Source organism: Polaromonas sp. P1_F8 (genome assembly GCF_056405635.1).
Window position 1 is genome coordinate 267307 of the sequence record NZ_JBFUBS010000001.1, and the last position, 18033, is coordinate 285339.

The 18033-nt window shown below is 61.3% G+C and carries 15 protein-coding genes and 1 pseudogene; 13 read left to right on the top strand and 3 right to left on the bottom strand.

Annotated features, from left to right (window positions below):
- The first annotated feature begins 1 nt into the window (after position 1).
- The 10 genes and pseudogenes from AC1D1J_RS01330 to AC1D1J_RS01375 all read left to right on the top strand — a co-directional run bounded on the left by AC1D1J_RS01330 (position 2) and on the right by AC1D1J_RS01375 (position 13807).
- Positions 2-1069 carry an ABC transporter permease gene (locus tag AC1D1J_RS01330; RefSeq protein ID WP_477686376.1) on the top strand — a complete coding sequence of 356 codons (1068 nt, stop codon included), beginning with the start codon at positions 2-4 and terminating at the stop codon, positions 1067-1069.
- Positions 1066-2709: an ABC transporter ATP-binding protein gene (locus tag AC1D1J_RS01335; protein ID WP_477693678.1), complete on the top strand. Its 1644-nt coding sequence runs from the start codon at positions 1066-1068 to the stop codon at positions 2707-2709. The genes AC1D1J_RS01330 and AC1D1J_RS01335 overlap by 4 nt, the downstream gene beginning before the upstream one ends.
- Positions 2710-3168: 459 nt before the next feature.
- On the top strand, positions 3169-3771 hold the full coding sequence (gene rimP, locus AC1D1J_RS01340; protein ID WP_477693679.1) for a ribosome maturation factor RimP: 603 nt from the start codon (positions 3169-3171) through the stop codon (positions 3769-3771).
- A gap of 32 nt (positions 3772-3803) precedes the next feature.
- A complete protein-coding gene (gene nusA / locus AC1D1J_RS01345) occupies positions 3804-5330 on the top strand; it encodes a transcription termination factor NusA (RefSeq protein ID WP_457282764.1) in 1527 nt (508 codons plus the stop codon).
- Positions 5331-5357: 27 nt separating this feature from the next.
- On the top strand, positions 5358-8255 hold the full coding sequence (gene infB / locus AC1D1J_RS01350) for a translation initiation factor IF-2 (RefSeq protein ID WP_477693680.1): 2898 nt from the start codon (positions 5358-5360) through the stop codon (positions 8253-8255).
- 30 nt (positions 8256-8285) lie between these two features.
- Positions 8286-8591, top strand: a pseudogene (gene rbfA / locus AC1D1J_RS01355) (30S ribosome-binding factor RbfA); the annotation flags it as partial.
- Positions 8592-8681: 90 nt separating this feature from the next.
- Complete coding sequence (truB, locus tag AC1D1J_RS01360) at positions 8682-9737, top strand: tRNA pseudouridine(55) synthase TruB (protein WP_477693681.1); 1056 nt, start codon at positions 8682-8684, stop codon at positions 9735-9737.
- A gap of 34 nt (positions 9738-9771) precedes the next feature.
- Positions 9772-11598 carry a translational GTPase TypA gene (typA, locus tag AC1D1J_RS01365; protein ID WP_457282768.1) on the top strand — a complete coding sequence of 609 codons (1827 nt, stop codon included), beginning with the start codon at positions 9772-9774 and terminating at the stop codon, positions 11596-11598.
- A gap of 221 nt (positions 11599-11819) precedes the next feature.
- Positions 11820-12695, top strand: coding sequence for a DMT family transporter (locus AC1D1J_RS01370; RefSeq protein ID WP_477667342.1), 876 nt, complete (start codon positions 11820-11822; stop codon positions 12693-12695).
- The gene (locus AC1D1J_RS01375; protein WP_477693682.1) at positions 12692-13807 is read left to right on the top strand and encodes an enoyl-CoA hydratase/isomerase family protein; all 1116 of its coding nucleotides are present in this window, start codon (positions 12692-12694) and stop codon (positions 13805-13807) included. Before AC1D1J_RS01370 ends, AC1D1J_RS01375 begins: the two co-directional genes overlap by 4 nt.
- Before the next feature lie 9 nt (positions 13808-13816).
- Here the strand turns inward: AC1D1J_RS01375 and AC1D1J_RS01380 are convergent, their stop codons facing one another.
- Together AC1D1J_RS01380 and smpB are read right to left on the bottom strand one after the other, a co-directional pair.
- Positions 13817-14191, bottom strand: a complete 375-nt coding sequence (locus AC1D1J_RS01380; RefSeq protein WP_477693683.1) for a COG4315 family predicted lipoprotein — start codon at positions 14189-14191, stop codon at positions 13817-13819.
- Positions 14192-14322: 131 nt separating this feature from the next.
- The gene (smpB, locus tag AC1D1J_RS01385; protein WP_477693684.1) at positions 14323-14856 is read right to left on the bottom strand and encodes an SsrA-binding protein SmpB; all 534 of its coding nucleotides are present in this window, start codon (positions 14854-14856) and stop codon (positions 14323-14325) included.
- Between the two features lie 79 nt (positions 14857-14935).
- On the opposite strand from smpB, the gene AC1D1J_RS01390 reads away from it, so the two are divergent.
- Both AC1D1J_RS01390 and AC1D1J_RS01395 read left to right on the top strand, forming a co-directional pair.
- The gene (locus tag AC1D1J_RS01390; RefSeq protein WP_457282773.1) at positions 14936-15382 is read left to right on the top strand and encodes a type II toxin-antitoxin system RatA family toxin; all 447 of its coding nucleotides are present in this window, start codon (positions 14936-14938) and stop codon (positions 15380-15382) included.
- Positions 15369-15728 (top strand): RnfH family protein, encoded by a 360-nt coding sequence (locus tag AC1D1J_RS01395; protein ID WP_477686368.1) that lies wholly within the window; start codon positions 15369-15371, stop codon positions 15726-15728. The genes AC1D1J_RS01390 and AC1D1J_RS01395 overlap by 14 nt, the downstream gene beginning before the upstream one ends.
- A gap of 62 nt (positions 15729-15790) precedes the next feature.
- Here the strand turns inward: AC1D1J_RS01395 and AC1D1J_RS01400 are convergent, their stop codons facing one another.
- A complete protein-coding gene (locus AC1D1J_RS01400) occupies positions 15791-16330 on the bottom strand; it encodes a DUF4124 domain-containing protein (RefSeq protein WP_477693685.1) in 540 nt (179 codons plus the stop codon).
- Between the two features lie 166 nt (positions 16331-16496).
- Here AC1D1J_RS01400 and guaB point away from each other — a divergent pair, with 166 nt between their 5' ends.
- Positions 16497-17966, top strand: coding sequence for an IMP dehydrogenase (gene guaB, locus AC1D1J_RS01405; protein WP_477649390.1), 1470 nt, complete (start codon positions 16497-16499; stop codon positions 17964-17966).
- Positions 17967-18033: the final 67 nt, after the last annotated feature.

Consider the following 18033-nt stretch of genomic DNA (forward strand, 5'->3'; position numbering starts at 1 on the left):
CATGAGCAGTCCAGCACCGTCCCTTGCCCCCTCCGTCGCGCCGCAGTCGGTGTCGCCTTCGCGCCGGGCCTGGCGGCGTTTTCGCCGCAACCGGCTCGGTTACTGGAGCTTGCTGGTATTTACCGTGCTGGTAATTCTGAGCCTGTTCGCTGAGGTGCTGTCCAACGACAAGCCGCTGGTGGTGAGCTTTAACGGGCAGTATTACTTTCCGCTGGCGAAAGACTATCCCGAAAAGACTTTTGGGGGAGATTTTGAAACCCCGACCGACTACCTGGATCCTTTCATCCGCGACAAGCTGAACGAGGGCAGAAACTGGGCTATCTACCCGCCTAATCCGTATGGCCCACGCACCATCAACTACTTTGCCAAGGCGCCCAATCCCTCCGCCCCCTCGCGAGACAACCTCTTTGGCACCGACGACCGTGGGCGCGATCTGCTGGCCCAGCTGATTTACGGTTTTCGGTTGAGCGTTCTTTTCGGACTGGCCCTTACCGTGATCGGGGTAGTGGTGGGTGTCATCACCGGCGCCATCCAGGGCTATGTAGGTGGCAAGACCGATTTGACGATGCAGCGCCTTATTGAGATATGGGCCTCCATGCCAGAGCTCTACCTTTTGATCATCTTCAGCGCCGTGTTTGCGCCCAGTGTGGCGTTGCTGCTGTTGCTGCTCAGCCTTTTCGGCTGGATGGGCTTGTCGGATTACGTACGGGCTGAATTCCTGCGCAACCGGCAGATGGACTATGTGCGCGCGGCCCGGGCGCTGGGCGTAGGCAATGTGCAGATCATGTGGCGCCACATCCTGCCCAACAGCCTGACACCGGTGGTGACGTTTTTGCCGTTCCGCATGAGTGCGGCCATCCTGGCGCTGACCTCGCTCGACTTTCTGGGCCTTGGTGTGCCGCCGGGAACGCCCTCGCTGGGCGAATTGCTCAACCAGGGCAAGGCCAACATCGACGCCTGGTGGATATCCATTTCCACGTTTGCCGTGCTGGTGATCACCTTGCTGCTGCTGACCCTGATGGGCGATGCGTTGCGCGATGCGCTGGACCCCCGGAAGGTGGATGCATGACCGCGCCTTTGCTCAAGGTCGAAGGCCTCACGGTCTCATTCGGCGGCAAGGAAGTCGTCCACGGCATCGATTTTTCCATCGCACCCGGCGAAAAGCTTGCGCTGGTGGGCGAATCCGGTTCGGGCAAGACTGTGACGGCGCTGAGCCTGCTACGGCTGGCGCAAAACGCCGTGGTCGGTGGCAAGGCTGTTTTTACCGGCATCGATGCGGCAGACCGGGCCGCCAGCGGTGCGCCGCCCAGGGCGCCCGTGGATTTGCTGTCCTTGCCGGAGCAGTCCTTGCGTGGGATTCGCGGCCGTGACATCGCCATGATCTTCCAGGAGCCCATGACAGCACTGAACCCCCTGTTCAGTGTGGGCAACCAGATCGCCGAAGTTCTTCAGCTAAAACAGGGCCTGACCCCCGCTGAATGTGCGCAAGCAGCTATCAAATTGCTAGCAGATACGGGTATCACCGAGCCTGAAAGGCGGGCCAACTCCTTTCCGCATCAACTTTCGGGTGGCCAGCGGCAGCGGGCCATGATTGCGATGGCGCTGGCTTGCCAGCCCCGGCTGCTGCTGGCCGATGAGCCGACCACCGCGCTGGATGTCACCCTGCGCGGCCAGATCCTGGACCTGCTGGGCGAGCTGCAGCAGCGCAACGGCATGGCGGTGCTGATGATCACACACGACCTGAACCTCGTGCGCAAGTTTGCCGACCGAGTCGCGGTGATGGAAAACGGCCACATCGTGGAGCAGGGTGCCGTGGCGGAGGTTTTTGCCCGGCCACAGCACCCTTACACGCGCAAGCTGATCGACAGCAAGCCGCAGCGGGACGGGCTGGCGGCCGACGCTGGTGCGGAAGCGGGCGTGGGGCCAGCCATGCGTGCGGAAAGCCTGCGCGTGGCGTATCCGGTCTCCATTCCAGGCATACGCGGGTGGTTTAAAAAAGCCGAATTTGTGGCGGTCAAAGACGCCAGTTTTCATATCCCCCCGGGCAGGACGCTGGGCGTGATCGGTGAATCAGGATCCGGAAAATCCACCCTGGCGTTGGCCAGCCTGGGCTTGCTGCCTTTTTCAGGGCAGCTGCAGGCGGCCGGCCAGACCTGGAGCCGGGATGCGGCACGCAACAAGGCCATCCGCCGCGCCGTTCAGGTCGTGTTCCAGGACCCGTTTTCTTCCCTGTCACCCCGCATGACCGTTGAAGCCATTGTGGAGGAGGGCCTGACGGTGCACGAGTCCAAACTGGCCCCAGCCGGGCGGCGGGAACGGGCGCTGCAGGCGCTGGCCGATGTCGGTATGACCGAGGCCCAGTTTCCGGGTTTGCTGCAGCGCTATCCGCACGAATTTTCAGGCGGGCAGCGCCAGCGGCTGGCCATTGCGCGCGCGCTGATCGTCAACCCCAGCCTGCTGGTGCTGGACGAACCCACCAGCGCGCTGGACGTCACTATCCAGAAACAGGTGCTGGGACTGCTGCAAAGATTGCAGCGCGAGCGTGGCCTGAGTTATTTGCTGATCACGCACGACGTCGACGTGATCCGTGCCATGGCCCATGAAGTCATGGTGATGAAGGACGGCGATGTGCTGGAGTCAGGCTCACTGAGCGAAGTGCTGGATACACCTCAGCATCCCTATACGCGGGTTCTGGTCACTGCGGCTTGAACATTGTGCGTCTCCACGGACCGCGGAGATCAAGAAAAAATCTTCATGAATTACTTTAACTAAATTAAAAATCTATATGATTTAATTGATTTTTATGGATTTATAAATCTTTTACAGGGGAGCGTGAGCAGAAGGTGTCATTTAGACATTCACGCAGCGATGCATCCGTTTTCACGCTGCGTCTTTCTAGCGGAGACGCCGGAATGGTTAACCGAAAAAATGTGCCCTAGCCTGCTCATCAGGCCTGGTTCCAATGAGCAGGGCGGACGTCGTAATCAGAAGGATTTACATCGACGGTTCAGGCGTTCTCTAGCGTGTCAGGCATGGAAATTGTTTGCATCAAAGGGCGCAGCACGTTACAATAAGAGCTTCACGACCAAATGGGCGGGTTTTCACCGCCCATTTTTTTTGGGCGTTTGTTTTTGAACATACGGATTTAGAGCGGGTTTAAGAGACTGAATGGCATTGCAAGAGACGATTGAGCAAACTGTGACGGGGCTGGGCTACGAGCTGGTCGAGATCGAACGCACCGGCGGTGGTTTGCTGCGCGTCACGATCGACATGCCTTACGTCAAGGGTGCCGAACAGTTCATCAATGCCGAGGACTGCGAAAAAGTCACCCGCCAGCTCCAGTTTGTCCTGGAAGTCGAAGGCGCCGAATATGCGCGGCTGGAAGTCAGTTCTCCCGGCATCGACAGGCCCTTGCGCAACGAAAAAGATTTTGAGCGTTTTGCCGGTGAGTTGATCGACATCACGCTCAAGGCTCCCATTGGTGTGGCTGCCAGCGCCGGTTCAACCGTCGCGGCCAGCCGCAAGAAGTTTCGCGGCACGCTGGAGCGTGTCGTGGCCGCGGACGGCGTTGGCGGCTGGCAGATCGTGTGGAGCGATGAGCCGGCCGTCAAACCCGGCCAGAAGGTCAGTAAGAAGAAGGTTCCCGCACCGCTGCAGGCGTTGGGTTTTACCCTCGATGAGATTCAACAGGCGCGCCTCGCGCCCGTGGTTGATTTCAAGGGGCGTAAACCCAAAATAACGCCTGGTGCCGAGCCCTCCGCAGAGAATTAATTTCAAGAAATGAAGAAAGGCAGGCTTGTGAAATGAATCGCGAACTGTTGATGTTGGTTGATGCCATCTCGCGTGAAAAGAATGTGGAACGTGACGTCGTTTTTGGCGCCGTCGAGCTCGCGCTCGCCTCGGCCACCAAGAAGGTCTACGAAGGCGAAGTGGACATCCGCGTAGCCGTCGACCGTGACAGCGGCAATTACGAAACCTTCCGCCGCTGGCTGGTGGTGCCTGACGAAGCCGGCCTGCAGAACCCTGAAGCCGAAGAGCTGGTCAGCGACGCACGCGACGAAATCGCCGACATCGAAGAAGGCGACTACATCGAAAAGCCGGTGGAAAGCCTGCCGATCGGCCGCATTGGCGCGCAAGCGGCCAAGCAGGTCATCCTGCAGAAAATCCGCGACGCCGAGCGCGAAATGCTGCTCAACGACTTCATGTCGCGCGGCGACAAGATTTTTGTCGGCACCGTCAAGCGCATGGACAAGGGCGACATCATTGTCGAATCCGGCCGTGTGGAAGGCCGCCTGCGCCGTTCCGACATGATCCCGAAGGAAAACCTGCGCTCCGGCGACCGCGTCCGCGCCATGATCATGGAAGTTGACACGACCCTGCGCGGCGCGCCCATCATCCTCTCGCGCACGGCGCCCGAGTACATGATCGAGCTGTTCCGCCAGGAAGTCCCTGAAATCGAACAAGGCCTGCTGGAGATCAAATCCTGCGCCCGTGACCCCGGCTCCCGCGCCAAGATCGCCGTGCTGTCGCACGACAAGCGTGTCGACCCGATCGGCACCTGCGTCGGCGTTCGCGGCACCCGCGTCAACGGCGTGACCAACGAGCTCGCCGGCGAGCGCGTGGACATCGTGCTGTGGAGCGAAGACCCGGCCCAGTTCGTGATCGGCGCGCTGGCCCCGGCCAACGTGTCGTCCATCGTGGTCGACGAAGAGCGTCACGCCATGGATGTCGTCGTCGACGAAGAAAACCTGGCGATTTCGATCGGCCGCGGCGGCCAGAACGTGCGCCTTGCCGCCGAGCTGACCGGCTGGAAGATCAACATCATGACGGCCGATGAGTCTGCGCAAAAGCAGGCCACCGAGACCGATTCCAGCCGCAAGCTGTTCATGGAAAAGCTCGACGTGGACGAGGAAATCGCCGACATCCTGATCTCCGAAGGCTTCACCAGTCTCGAAGAAGTGGCTTATGTGCCGCTGCAGGAAATGCTGGAGATCGAGTCCTTCGACGAAGACACCGTCAATGAGCTGCGTACGCGCGCCAAAGACGCGCTCTTGACGATGGAAATCGCCAAGGAAGAAAATGCCGAAGGCGTGTCGCAGAACCTGCGCGACGTCGAAGGCCTCACGCCAGAGCTGATCGCCAAACTGACAGAAGCGGGCATCCATACCCGCGACGACCTGGCCGATCTGGCCGTGGACGAACTTACCGATATCACCGGCCAGTCTTCGGACGAAGCCAAAGCCCTGATCATGACCGCACGCGCCCATTGGTTTACCGATGAACCCGCTGCCGCTGACACCCCTGCACCTGCAGCGGCCCAAGAGCAATGATCATGGAGGCCAGCAGGAAAAAAACATATGTCCAGTACCACTACCGTCGCTGAATTCGCAGCTGAACTCAATAAATCTCCCGCCACCCTGATCGAGCAATTGACCAGCGCGGGTGTCGCCAAGGCGCAAGCCAGCGACCCCTTGTCCGAAGCGGACAAGCAGAAGCTTCTCGGCTATCTGCAGGCCAGCCATGGCACCGTCACGGCCGAGCGCAAGAAGATCACCCTGGTGAAAAAATCCACCAGCGAGATCAAGCAGGCCGATGCCACCGGCAAGGCACGCACCATCCAGGTGGAAGTGCGTAAAAAACGTACCTTTATCAAGCGTGACGACGGCTCCGACCAGCCTGCGGAAGAAGTGCAGCCTGAAGTGGCCGCCCCTCCGGCACCTCCCGTCATCGACGATGCCGAACTGATTCGCCGCGAAGAAGAAGCCAGCCGCCACGCAGAACTGCTGCGCCGCCAGGAGCAGGAGCTCGCTGAAAAACGCCGTCTTCGCGAAGAGCAGGACGCCAAGGATGCTGCGCGCGAGCAGGAGCGCCTGGCCGCCGAGCAAACCGCCCAGGCGGCTGCTGCAGCCGCCGAGGCTGTGGTCAAGAAAGCCAAGCCAGCCGGAAAAGCCAAGGAAGCCGCGCCAGTAACAGCTGAAGCCACCAAGGCCGCTGAAACCGCCGCGGCCGTACAGGCCACGAAGGCTGCCGATGCCGCGGCTGCCGCTGCTACTGCCAAGGCCAAAGCCACCGCCGAATTCCAGGCCGACGCCGCCAAGGCGCAAGAGCTCCAGGACCGCCGTCGCAAGGCCGAAGCCGAAGCTGCCGGCATTCGCGCCATGATGTCCGCGCCCAAGCGCGTTCTGGTGCCCCACGTCGACCCCAAAGCCGCCATCAAGGGCACGCTGCACAAGCCGGCCGGCGCGCCGGGTGCCGCGGCCAAACCGGGTGCACCGGCTACTGCGGGCGCCCCTGGTGCCGCTGGCAAGAAGGAAGTCAAGTCGGAGAACCTGTCTTCGACATGGAAGGACGACGCCGCCAAGAAGAAGGGCATTCCAAGCCGTGGCGCACCCGTTGTGCCCGGCCGTGGCAATTTCCGTGGCGGCCCGCGTGGCCGCCGCAATGACCGTGAAGCACGTCCGGAATCCACCTTCGTGGCGCCGACCGAATTCAAGGTCATTGAAGTGCACGTGCCTGAAACGATCACCGTGGCCGAACTCGCGCACAAGATGAGCGTGAAGTCATCGGAAGTAATCAAGCACCTGATGAAGCTTGGCCAGATGGTCACCATCAACCAGCCGCTGGACCAGGACACCGCCATGATTGTGGTGGAAGAAATGGGCCACAAGGCTGTGACGGCTTCGCTGGACGACCCGGAAGCCTTTGCCGACGAAGACGTGCAAGGCCAGCAGGCCGAGTTGTTGCCGCGCGCGCCGGTTGTGACGGTCATGGGTCACGTTGACCATGGCAAGACCTCTCTGCTCGATTACATCCGCCGCGCCAAAGTGGCCTCCGGCGAAGCGGGCGGCATCACCCAGCACATCGGTGCCTACCATGTGGAAACCCCGCGCGGCATGGTGTCCTTCCTGGATACCCCGGGCCACGAGGCGTTTACCGCCATGCGTGCCCGCGGCGCCCAGGCGACCGACATCGTGATTCTGGTGGTGGCGGCCGATGACGGCGTGATGCCGCAGACCAAGGAAGCCATCAAGCATGCCAAGGCGGCCGGTGTTCCCATCGTGGTGGCGATCAACAAGATCGACAAGCCTGGTATCAACATGGAGCGCGTCAAGGGCGAGCTGGTCACCGAAGAAGTGATTCCCGAAGAATTCGGCGGCGACGTTCCTTTTGTCGGCGTCTCTGCCCATACCGGCGCCGGTGTCGATGCCTTGCTCGAACAGGTGCTGCTGCAGGCCGAAGTGCTTGAACTCAAGGCGCCGGTGGATGCACTGGCCAAGGGCCTGGTGATCGAAGCCCGCCTCGACAAGGGCCGTGGCCCCGTGGCGACCGTGCTGATTCAGGCGGGAACCCTGAAAGCCGGCGACGTGGTGCTGGCCGGTTCAACCTATGGCCGCGTGCGCGCCATGCTGGACGAAAACGGCAAGCCGATCAAAACGGCAGGCCCGTCGATTCCAGTGGAAATTCAGGGCTTGACGGAAGTGCCGCAGGCTGGTGATGAATTCATGGTCATGCTCGACGAGCGTCGTGCCCGTGAAATCTCTACCTACCGCGCCGGCAAGTTCCGCAATACCAAGCTGGCCAAGCAACAGGCCGCCAAGCTGGAGAACATGTTCTCCGACATCGGCGCCGGCGAAGTCAAGATGCTGCCCATCATCATCAAGGCTGATGTGCAAGGCTCGCAGGAAGCGCTGGCCCAGTCGCTGCTGAAACTTTCGACCGAAGAGGTCAAGGTCCAGCTCGTGTACTCCGGTGTCGGCGGTATTTCCGAATCCGACGTCAACCTGGCGATCGCCTCCAAGGCCGTGGTGATCGGGTTCAACACCCGTGCCGATGCCCAGGCCCGCAAGCAGGCCGAAAACAACGGCGTGGACATTCGCTACTACAACATCATTTATGACGCTGTGGACGAACTTCGCGCCGCGATGTCGGGCATGCTGACGCCGGACAAGAAGGAAGAAGTCATCGGCAATGCCGAGATTCGCCAGGTGTTCAAGGTCAGCAAGATCGGCTCGATCGCCGGCTGTATGGTCACCGCCGGGGTGGTTCGCCGCACCGCGCGCCTGCGCCTTCTGCGCGAAAACGTGGTCGTCTTCACGGGCGAACTCGACTCGCTCAAGCGCTTCAAGGACGACGCCAAGGAAGTCAAGGAAGGCTTCGAGTGCGGTTTGAACATCAAGAACTACAACGACATCCAGGTTGGCGACATCCTGGAGTTCTTTGAAATCAGGGAAGTGGCGCGGACACTGGAAGTCTGATCCCGGTCGGGGGGGGGGGGGGGGGGGGGTCTGACGGAGCTGATCGCGCGCGAACTCAAAGACCCCCGGGTCGGGATGGTGACCGTGCAGGCCGTCGAGGTGACGGCCGACTATGCGCATGCGAAAGTGTTTTTCAGTGTGCTTGTCGGTGACCCGAAAGAGTGCGAAGAAGCGCTCAACCAGGCCGCCGGTTTCCTGCGCAACGGCCTGTTCAAGCGGCTGATGACGCACACCGTGCCGACGCTGCACTTTCACTTTGACCGCACGACCGAACGTGCGGCCGATATGAACGCCTTGATTGCCAAGGCGGTTTCTTCCCGCGCACAAGACGACTGAGTTCGCGCCGTTCCCCTTGATGACAGGTTCAGGGACAACGGTGCCAACGACGCGCCCGGGCCAGCCCGTGCGTTGAACCTGTCGGAATTTATGACGCAAATCTCTTCTCATCGCCAGAAAATCCAGCGACGTCCCGTGCACGGCGTGCTGCTGCTCGACAAGCCGCTGGGCCTGTCGAGCAATCAGGCCTTGCAGAAGGCCAAATGGCTGCTGCGCGCCGACAAGGCCGGCCACACCGGCACGCTGGACCCGCTGGCTACCGGCGTGTTGCCGTTGTGTTTTGGCGCTGCCACCAAGTTCAGCCAGATCCAGCTCGACGCTGACAAGACGTATGAAGCGGTGCTGCTGCTGGGCCAGAAAACCACCACGGCCGATGCCGAAGGCGACGTCATTGAAACCCGGCCCGTACCCGAGATCACACCGGCCTTGTTGGAGTCGCTGACGGAGCGTTTCACCGGCCCGCAAGCACAGGTTCCGCCCATGTACTCGGCGCTCAAAAAAGACGGCAAGGCGTTGTACGAATACGCCCGCAAGGGGCAAGAGGTGGAGCGGGAAGCCCGTCACGTCACCATTTTCAAGCTGAATATGGCTCTAGCCCATGACAACCGGGCGCAAGCAGCTATCAAAATCATAGTGACCTGCAGCAAGGGCACGTACATCCGCACGCTCGGTGAAGACATTGGCGAAGCCATTGGCTGCGGCGCGCATCTGGGTTCGCTCAGGCGGCTGGAGACCGGCGGCTACACGGCGCGGCAGTGCGTGACCTTGCCTGCCCTGGAAGCCATGACCGAGCCCGAGCGCGAAGCCTGTCTGCTGCCGGCGCAGTCGCTGGTGTCGGCGTACCCGTCTGTCACATTGGACGCCGACAATGCAGGGCGGTTTTTAAGTGGTTTGCGCCGCCGGGGTGAACCCGGGCAGTGGGGCGCCGATGCGCCGCTGGTGCAGGTCTATGGCACCGAGCCGCCGGCGTTCCTGGGCTCGGCCCATGTCACGGCCGACGAATTGATTCCGCAGCGTTTGCTGAGCCCGATTGAAATACAGGACATTTTGCAAGCCGCCTCCAAGGCCACCGTGCCGGCCGAACGCTCCACACCCGATTTCGCTGCTGCGCCTACAGGCGTTGCGGCTTCTTCTTTCCAACATTAACCCGTACTGTTTCGAGTCTTCCTGAAAGCCAACCATGAGCCATAACCAAATCCGCAATATCGCCATCATCGCCCACGTTGACCATGGCAAAACCACCATGGTTGACCAGCTGCTGCGTCAGTCCGGCACCTTTGCCGAGCACGAAAAAGTGGTCGACACCGTGATGGACAACAACGCCATCGAAAAAGAACGCGGCATCACCATCCTGGCCAAGAACTGCGCCGTGACCTGGGAAGGCACGCACATCAACATCGTCGACACCCCGGGCCACGCTGACTTCGGCGGTGAAGTGGAACGCGCGCTGTCCATGGTCGACGGCGTGGTGCTGCTGATCGACGCGCAGGAAGGCCCCATGCCCCAGACGCGTTTCGTGACGAAGAAAGCCCTGGCACTCGGTCTCAAGCCCATCGTGGTGGTCAACAAGGTCGACAAGCCGGGTGCCAATCCCGACAAGGTCATCAACGCCGCTTTCGACCTGTTCGACAAGCTGGGCGCCACCGACGAGCAGCTCGATTTCCCCGTGGTGTATGCCTCCGGCATCAACGGCTGGTCGTCACTCGAAGAAGGCCCGCCGAACGAGCAGTGGGGCCCCGACATGTCGGCGCTCTTCAACACCATCCTCAAGCACGTGCCTGCGCAAAAGGGCGACCCCGCTGCGCCGCTGCAGCTGCAGATTTCCGCTCTCGACTTCTCGACCTTCGTCGGCCGCATCGGCGTCGGCCGTATCAGCCAGGGAACGATCAGGCCCATGATGGATGTGGTGGTCATGGAAGGCCCGGACGGCAAGGCAGTCAAGGGCCGTGTCAACCAGGTACTGACTTTCCAGGGCCTCGAACGCGTGCAGGCCACGGAAGCCGGCCCGGGCGAGATCGTGCTGATCAACGGCCTGACCGACATCGGTATCGGCGTGACGATCACCGATCCGACCAACCCGGCACCGCTGCCCATGCTCAAGGTCGATGAACCGACCCTGACCATGAACTTCTGCGTCAACACCAGCCCACTGGCTGGCCGCGAAGGCAAGTACGTCACCAGCCGCCAGATCTGGGACCGCCTGCAAAAAGAACTGCAGCACAACGTGGCCCTGCGCGTCAGCGAAACCGACGAAGAAGGCATCTTTGAAGTCATGGGCCGCGGCGAACTGCACCTGACCATCCTGCTGGAAAACATGCGCCGCGAAGGCTTCGAAATGGCGGTGTCCAAGCCGCGCGTCGTGATGAAGGATGTCAACGGTGAAAAGCATGAGCCTATCGAGCTGGTCACGGCCGACATCGAAGACCAGCACCAGGGCGGCGTGATGCAGGCACTGGGCGAGCGCAAGGGCGAGCTGGTGAACATGGAGCCGGACGGCAGAGGCCGCGTGCGCCTTGAGTACCGCATCCCGGCGCGTGGCCTGATCGGCTTTACCAACGAGTTCCTGAACCTGACGCGTGGTTCCGGCCTGATCTCCAACATCTTCGACAGCTACGAAGCGCACAAGGGCGAAATCGGCGGCCGTAAAAACGGTGTGCTGATTTCCATGGACGACGGTGAGATTTTCACCTACGCCCTGGGCAAGCTGGACGACCGCGGCCGCATGTTTGTGCGCGCCAATGACCCGGTGTATGAAGGCATGATCGTCGGCATCCACAGCCGTGACAACGACCTGGTGGTGAACGCTACACGTACCAAGCAGCTGACCAATTTCCGCGTCAGCGGCAAGGAAGACGCGATCAAGATCACGCCGCCTATCGAACTCACGCTCGAATACGGCGTTGAGTTCATCGAGGACGATGAGCTGGTTGAAATCACGCCCAAGTCGGTTCGCCTGCGCAAGCGCCACCTCAAAGAAAGCGATCGCAAGCGCGCAGGCAGGTCTTGAAGAGCCCCCACGCTTTTCACTTCGTGTAATGCGCTGCCCCCCGAGGGGGCCGCTGCGCCTGCGGCCCGGCAAAGCCGGTTCCGCGGCCCCTGCTGGTATGAGACAGGGACTCGCCGGGCAGCGGGGTGGATCGCTTGAAACCAGGCCGCTGTGTGTGCAAGCTCCAGCGGCCTTTTTAACTTTTTTGTGTTCGCATAGCCGCCTGAATTGATTACAAGCCTATGAAACTCACGCATTCCAAAGCCGTCTTCCTGATGATTTTCGTGACCATGATGTGGTCGATTGCGGGTGTGGTCACGCGCCATCTGGAGTCGGCGCGCAGTTTTGAAGTCACGTTCTGGCGCAGCTTTTTCACAGTGGTCTCTTTGCTGGTGATCTTGCCGCTGTGGCAGGGCAGGGCGGTGTTCACCAAAATCCGCAACGGTGGCTCGGCGCTCTGGATTTCCGGTTTCTGCTGGAGCGTGATGTTCACGGCTTTCATGGTGGCGCTGACGCTCACCACGGTGGCCAATGTGCTGGTGACGATGGCGGTCAGCCCTTTCATCACGGCTTTGCTGGCGCGCGCGTTTATCGGCCACCGCATTCCCGGTCGCACCTGGCTGGCCATTGCCATGGCGGGCGCCGGTATTGCGTGGATGTACGGCGGGCAGATGGACCTTTCCAGCCACCTGGGCGGAACGCTGGTCGCCCTGATGGTGCCGCTGGCGAGCGCCAGCAACTGGACCGTGGTGCAGCACAGCCGTGCCCACGGCAAGAACATCGACCTGGTGCCTGCCGTGCTGGTGGGGGCGGTGATCTCATCGTTGGCTACCTTGCCCTTGTCGTTCCCGTTTTCCGCCACGCCACATGACGTCGGCCTGCTGGCCTTGCTGGGTCTGGTTCAGTTGGCCATCCCGTGCGTGCTGTCGGTGATGTGTGCCGGCGTTCTCAAGGCGCCGGAAGTCGCCCTGCTGGCGCTGCTGGAAGTGATTTTTGGTATTTTGCTGGCCTGGTTTGGCGCGGGTGAAGTACCTGGCGCGAGTGTGCTGACCGGCGGCGCGCTGGTGATAGGTGCGCTGGTGGTCAATGAACTGGTTGGATGGAGGCAGCGGGCATGAATACCGTTAGCAGAAACGATGTGCTGGTCGAGCGGCGCGGCAGTGCCGGGCTCATTACCCTGAACCGTCCCAAGGCGCTCAATGCGTTGTCGCTGGCCATGATCCGGGACCTGTCCGCCGCCCTGCTGGCCTGGCGTGACGACCCTGAGGTTCATCTGGTGGCGATACGCGGCACCAACAAGAAAGGCCAGCCCGGCACGCCCGAGAGCTTCTTCGGCGGTTTTTGCGCGGGCGGCGACATCCGCTTTTTCCACCAGGCGGTGTTCGCGGGCGATTCCGCGCTGGAGGACTTCTTCACCGAGGAATACGCGCTCAACCACTTGATCCACAACTATCCCAAGCCGTACATTGCCTTCATGGACGGCGTGGTGATGGGCGGCGGTATGGGAATCAGCCAGGGTGCCAAGGTGCGCATCGTCACCGAGCACACCAAAATGGCCATGCCGGAAACCAACATCGGCCTGTTTCCGGACGTCGGCGGCGGCTACTTCCTGAGCCGCTGCCCAGGCCACGCCGGCGAGTACCTGGCACTCACGGGTGACGTGATCGGTGCGGATGAAGCCATCGGCTACGGCCTGGCGGACGTCAAGCTGGACGCAGCCCGCCTGCCGGCACTTTGGGACGCCCTGGGCGGCCGGGCTTTCGCTTCAGCTGCTGAGGCAGAGCAGTGGGTTGCTACTGAATTGATAGCTGGTGGCGCCCGACCTGTTTCGGTTGCCGGCCATTTTGATGCTTATTTTTCGCTGGCACGGGTCAAACACATCGTGGACGCGCTGGAGGCTTCAACCGACCCCTGGGCGCTGAAGACGGCCGCCACCCTGCGCAAGCGTTCACCGTTGATGCTGCATGTGACGCTGGAGCAGATCCGCCGCGCCCGCACCATGACACTGGCCGATGACCTGCGCATGGAGCGCGACATGGTGTACCAGTGCTTTCACCTGCGTCCCGGCGCAGCCAGCGAAACCGTCGAAGGCATACGCGCGCTGGCCGTTGACAAGGACTACAAGCCGCAGTGGATGCCCGCGCGCATCGAAGACGTGAAGCCGGAAATGATCCAGGCTTTTTTCGCCAGCCCCTGGACGGCGGACGAACACCCGCTGCGCGGGCTCTGAGTCGTTTGCTCAGGGACGGGCGACGCGCCAGGCATTCATGACGTTGTCGCCGGTCTTGTCCCCGGGCTTGGCGTCCTTGACCCAGTAGTACAGCGGCTTGCCCTTCACCGCCCACTGCCGGCTGCCATCATCACGGGTGATGATGGTGTAGTCGCCCAGCGGCTGAGCCGTCGCGGTGGGCACCAGGGGCGGCCAGTTGGCCGCGCATTGGCCATTGCAGACCGACTTGCCGCTACCGGCGGTGTCGCGGTCGAAGGTGTAAAGCGTCATGCCGTTGGGCCCGACCAGCACGCCATCGGTGACGGTGGCGGGATGTTTTGATGTCGTGGAAGCGCAGCCGCCCAGCAGGGCGGCGGTCAACAAGGCGGTCGTCAGGAATTTCATGGAAAAGCTCCGGTGAATAACAGCGGATGGCTGCACAAGCATAAACACCGGCAGACCCGGGCTTACTCGAAACATACTTCCACGATTTCCGGAGAAGGGCAAGCGGCGGACGCCGCGTTTTGCAATAAGCCCTAGCGGTTGCGCGACTTCATCGCGCGCTCAACCTCGCGCTTTCCTTCACGGTCCTTGATGGTGTCGCGCTTGTCGTGCTCGCCCTTGCCCTTTGCCAGGCCGATCTCGCATTTCACCTTGCCGGCTTTCCAGTGCATGTTCAGCGGCACCAGGGTGAAACCTTTTTGCTCGACCTTGCCGATCAGGCGGCGGATTTCTTCCTTGTGCATCAGGAGTTTCTTGGTGCGCACCGAGTCGGGACGCACATGGGTAGACGCCGTGCCCAGCGGGTTGATCTGGCAGCCGATGATGAAGAGTTCGCCGTTGCGAATAACGACATAGCCGTCGGTAAGCTGGACCTTGCCTTCGCGCAGGGACTTCACTTCCCAGCCTTCGAGCACCATGCCTGCCTCAAAGCGCTCTTCAATCTGGTAATTGAAAAGGGCCTTTTTATTGTCGGCAATGCGTACGGCCGCCGCCGCTGCCTTGGGTGAAAGATTGGCAGAGGGCGTTGCGGCCGGTTTTTTGGAGGAGGATGCTTCTTTGTTGGCCATGGATAAAAGGTAAGGGCGAAATCTGAAAAGTACAGTGCCCGCGAAGTGGCTAATACAATTGCGCCCAGCCCTCGATTGTATGAAAACCGTTCACAAGTCCGTTTTAATCTGGTACAGCGCCGCCGAAATGTTTGGGCTGGTCACTGATGTCGCAAGGTATCCCGAGTTTCTCCCATGGTGTGACCAGGCCGCTGTGCTGGAGGAAGACGCGCGCGGCATGACAGCGAAGGTCGGCATCTCGTTGGCCGGACTGACGCAAAGCTTTACTACCCGCAACACACACGAAAAAAACCGGAAAGTCAGCCTGAAACTGGTCGACGGCCCGTTTTCAAAGCTCGACGGCCACTGGGATTTCACGCCCGTCGGCAAGGCCGATGAAAGAGCCTGCAAGGTGGACTTCACGCTGCGTTATGACTTTGACAATGCCGCGCTGGCGGCACTGGTCGGTCCCGTTTTCGAAAAAATAGCGGGAAGCCTGGTGGATGCGTTTGTCAAAAGGGCTGAAGACGTCTATGGCGAAGCCTGAGGGCGGCGCGCCGCTCAAAGTCACCCTGGTCTATTCAGCGGCGCCGCGGCAGGTTCGCGAGTGGGTGCTGGAGCTGTCAGCGGGCACAACAGTGGCGCAGGCGCTTGCTGCGGCCGGGGTTTTTGATGAATTCCCGGAGTTGCAGCAGGGTAGCCGCCCGGTCGTCGGTATCTGGGGCCGTAAAACCACCCTGGGGCATGCGCTGCATGACCATGACAGGGTTGAGGTCTACCGCGGTCTTCGGGTGGATCCCAAGGTTGCACGGCGCGAACGTTTCAGCCGGCAGGGAGCCAAAAGCGCCGGGCTGTTCGCCAAAGTGCGGCCCGGAGCCAAAGCGGGCTATTAAAAAAGAAGGCCAGAAGGCGGGATGCAGCAAACCGGCCTGAGCTGGCGAGGCGCCTGCTACTGCTATTTGCTGCAGCTTGCGTCTGCGATACCTTGGGCGCGTTTGGATTCTTCCGCACGCTTTGCGTCATCCATGACCTCGCGGTCACCCTTGGCATTGGTCGTTCCAATCCGCACGCCCGATTGCAGGGTGCTCAAATACCGTTTGGCGCGATCGCACGCATCAGCCCTGATTTTGGCCTGCTTTTCTTCTTCGGCTTTTTTCTTGGCGGCTTCTTCGCTATCGGCCTGCTTTTTCTTGGCTTCAAGCTCGGTGTCCTTGCCAGACAGTTTGGGCGCACTGGCTTTACCGGCCGGTGCAGACGCTGCCGGGGCAGCCGGATCGGCTGCACTGGGGGCGGGATCAGCGGCTGCTGCCGTTCGCGCCATGCCACCCGGCCGCTTCAGGATGTTTTTTTCCAGAATGTCGGCGGGCGGCGAACGGTCGCTATAGACCTTGCGGCCGTCTTTGTCGATCCACTGCCATTGGGCGAACGCGGTCAGCGCAAATGACCCGCAGGTGAGCGCCAGCAGGAGGGGGCGAAAAACGGATTTGAAGTGCATTTCACCAGTGTAGCGCCGTGCCGTCCGGTTTTCTTGCGGCTGACGGGTAAAGCGGCTTTTTTACAACCACTTGGCACGCAGGGGCGAAGGCCGTGAAGGGCTGCTAGGGGTAAGTACCGACGGCGTGTGGCGACAAGGGTACAATCGTGTTTTTGGAGCCATCCCTATGCGCCTACTCGGCAAAGCGCTCACCTTCGACGACGTATTGTTGGTGCCAGCGTTCTCCCAGGTCCTGCCCAAGGACACTTCACTTTCCACCCAGTTCTCCCGAAATATCCGCCTGAATCTGCCGCTTGTGTCAGCAGCCATGGACACGGTCACCGAAGCCCGGCTGGCCATTGCCATTGCGCAGGAAGGCGGCATCGGCATTGTTCACAAAAACCTGACGCCACAGCAGCAGGCAGCCGAGGTTGCAAAGGTCAAGCGTTACGAAAGCGGCGTGCTGCGCGACCCGGTGGTCATCACCCCCACGCATACTGTGCGCCAGGTCATGGCGCTCAGCGAGCAACTCGGCATTTCCGGCTTTCCCGTGATTGATGGGGGCAAGGTCGTCGGCATCGTCACCGGGCGCGACATGCGCTTCGAATCCCGCATGGATGTGCCGGTCAGCACCATCATGACGCCGCGCGAGCGCCTGATCACCATTTCTGAAACCGCTTCATTGGCCGACGCCAAGGCCTTGTTGAACAAACACCGCCTCGAACGTGTGCTGCTGATCAACGACGATTTCGAGCTCAAGGGCCTGATCACCGTCAAGGACATCACCAAACAGACCACCTTTCCGAATGCCGCGCGCGACTTGCACGGCAAGCTGCGCGTGGGTGCGGCTGTCGGGGTGGGCGAGGGCACCGAAGAGCGCGTCGAAGCGCTGGTCAAAGCCGGCGTCGACGCTATTGTGGTGGACACCGCCCACGGCCACAGCAAAGGTGTGCTCGACCGGGTCCGCTGGGTCAAGCAGAACTATCCCCAGGTCGACGTGATTGGCGGCAACATCGCCACCGGCGCCGCGGCGCTGGCACTGGTTGAAGCCGGCGCCGACGGCGTCAAGGTCGGCATCGGCCCCGGCAGCATCTGCACCACCCGCATCGTGGCGGGCGTGGGTGTTCCGCAGATCATGGCTATCGATAACGTCGCCACGGCTTTGCGCGGCACCGGCGTTCCCTTGATCGGCGACGGCGGTATCCGTTACAGCGGCGACATCGCCAAGGCAATTGCCGCCGGCGCCAACACCGTGATGATGGGCGGCATGTTCGCCGGCACCGAGGAAGCACCGGGTGAAGTGATCCTGTTCCAGGGTCGCAGCTACAAGAGCTACCGTGGCATGGGCAGCATTGGCGCAATGCAGCAGGGCAGCGCCGACCGCTACTTCCAGGAATCGAGCACCGGCAACCCCAATGCCGACAAGCTGGTTCCCGAAGGCATCGAAGGCCGCGTGCCTTACAAGGGTTCCATGGTTGCCATCGTGTTCCAGATGGCCGGCGGCTTGCGGGCCAGCATGGGTTACTGCGGTTGCCCCACGATCGAGGACATGCGTGACAAGGCCGAGTTCGTGGAAATCACCTCGGCGGGCATTCGCGAAAGCCATGTCCACGACGTGCAGATCACGAAAGAAGCACCCAACTACCGCGCTGATTGAGTTTGACCCAGCCGGCCAGGGCGTCTTGAAAGACGCCCTTTCTTTTTTTGCCTTGAAGAAGCCCCTC

Coding starts and splice junctions, on each gene's coding strand:
- AC1D1J_RS01330 (WP_477686376.1), top strand. CDS start 2: ATGAGCAGTCCAGCACCGTCCCTTGCCCCCTCCGTCGCGCCGCAGTCG.
- AC1D1J_RS01335 (WP_477693678.1), top strand. CDS start 1,066: ATGACCGCGCCTTTGCTCAAGGTCGAAGGCCTCACGGTCTCATTCGGC.
- rimP (WP_477693679.1), top strand. CDS start 3,169: ATGGCATTGCAAGAGACGATTGAGCAAACTGTGACGGGGCTGGGCTAC.
- nusA (WP_457282764.1), top strand. CDS start 3,804: ATGAATCGCGAACTGTTGATGTTGGTTGATGCCATCTCGCGTGAAAAG.
- infB (WP_477693680.1), top strand. CDS start 5,358: ATGTCCAGTACCACTACCGTCGCTGAATTCGCAGCTGAACTCAATAAA.
- truB (WP_477693681.1), top strand. CDS start 8,682: ATGACGCAAATCTCTTCTCATCGCCAGAAAATCCAGCGACGTCCCGTG.
- typA (WP_457282768.1), top strand. CDS start 9,772: ATGAGCCATAACCAAATCCGCAATATCGCCATCATCGCCCACGTTGAC.
- AC1D1J_RS01370 (WP_477667342.1), top strand. CDS start 11,820: ATGAAACTCACGCATTCCAAAGCCGTCTTCCTGATGATTTTCGTGACC.
- AC1D1J_RS01375 (WP_477693682.1), top strand. CDS start 12,692: ATGAATACCGTTAGCAGAAACGATGTGCTGGTCGAGCGGCGCGGCAGT.
- AC1D1J_RS01380 (WP_477693683.1), bottom strand. CDS start 14,191: ATGAAATTCCTGACGACCGCCTTGTTGACCGCCGCCCTGCTGGGCGGC.
- smpB (WP_477693684.1), bottom strand. CDS start 14,856: ATGGCCAACAAAGAAGCATCCTCCTCCAAAAAACCGGCCGCAACGCCC.
- AC1D1J_RS01390 (WP_457282773.1), top strand. CDS start 14,936: ATGAAAACCGTTCACAAGTCCGTTTTAATCTGGTACAGCGCCGCCGAA.
- AC1D1J_RS01395 (WP_477686368.1), top strand. CDS start 15,369: ATGGCGAAGCCTGAGGGCGGCGCGCCGCTCAAAGTCACCCTGGTCTAT.
- AC1D1J_RS01400 (WP_477693685.1), bottom strand. CDS start 16,330: ATGCACTTCAAATCCGTTTTTCGCCCCCTCCTGCTGGCGCTCACCTGC.
- guaB (WP_477649390.1), top strand. CDS start 16,497: ATGCGCCTACTCGGCAAAGCGCTCACCTTCGACGACGTATTGTTGGTG.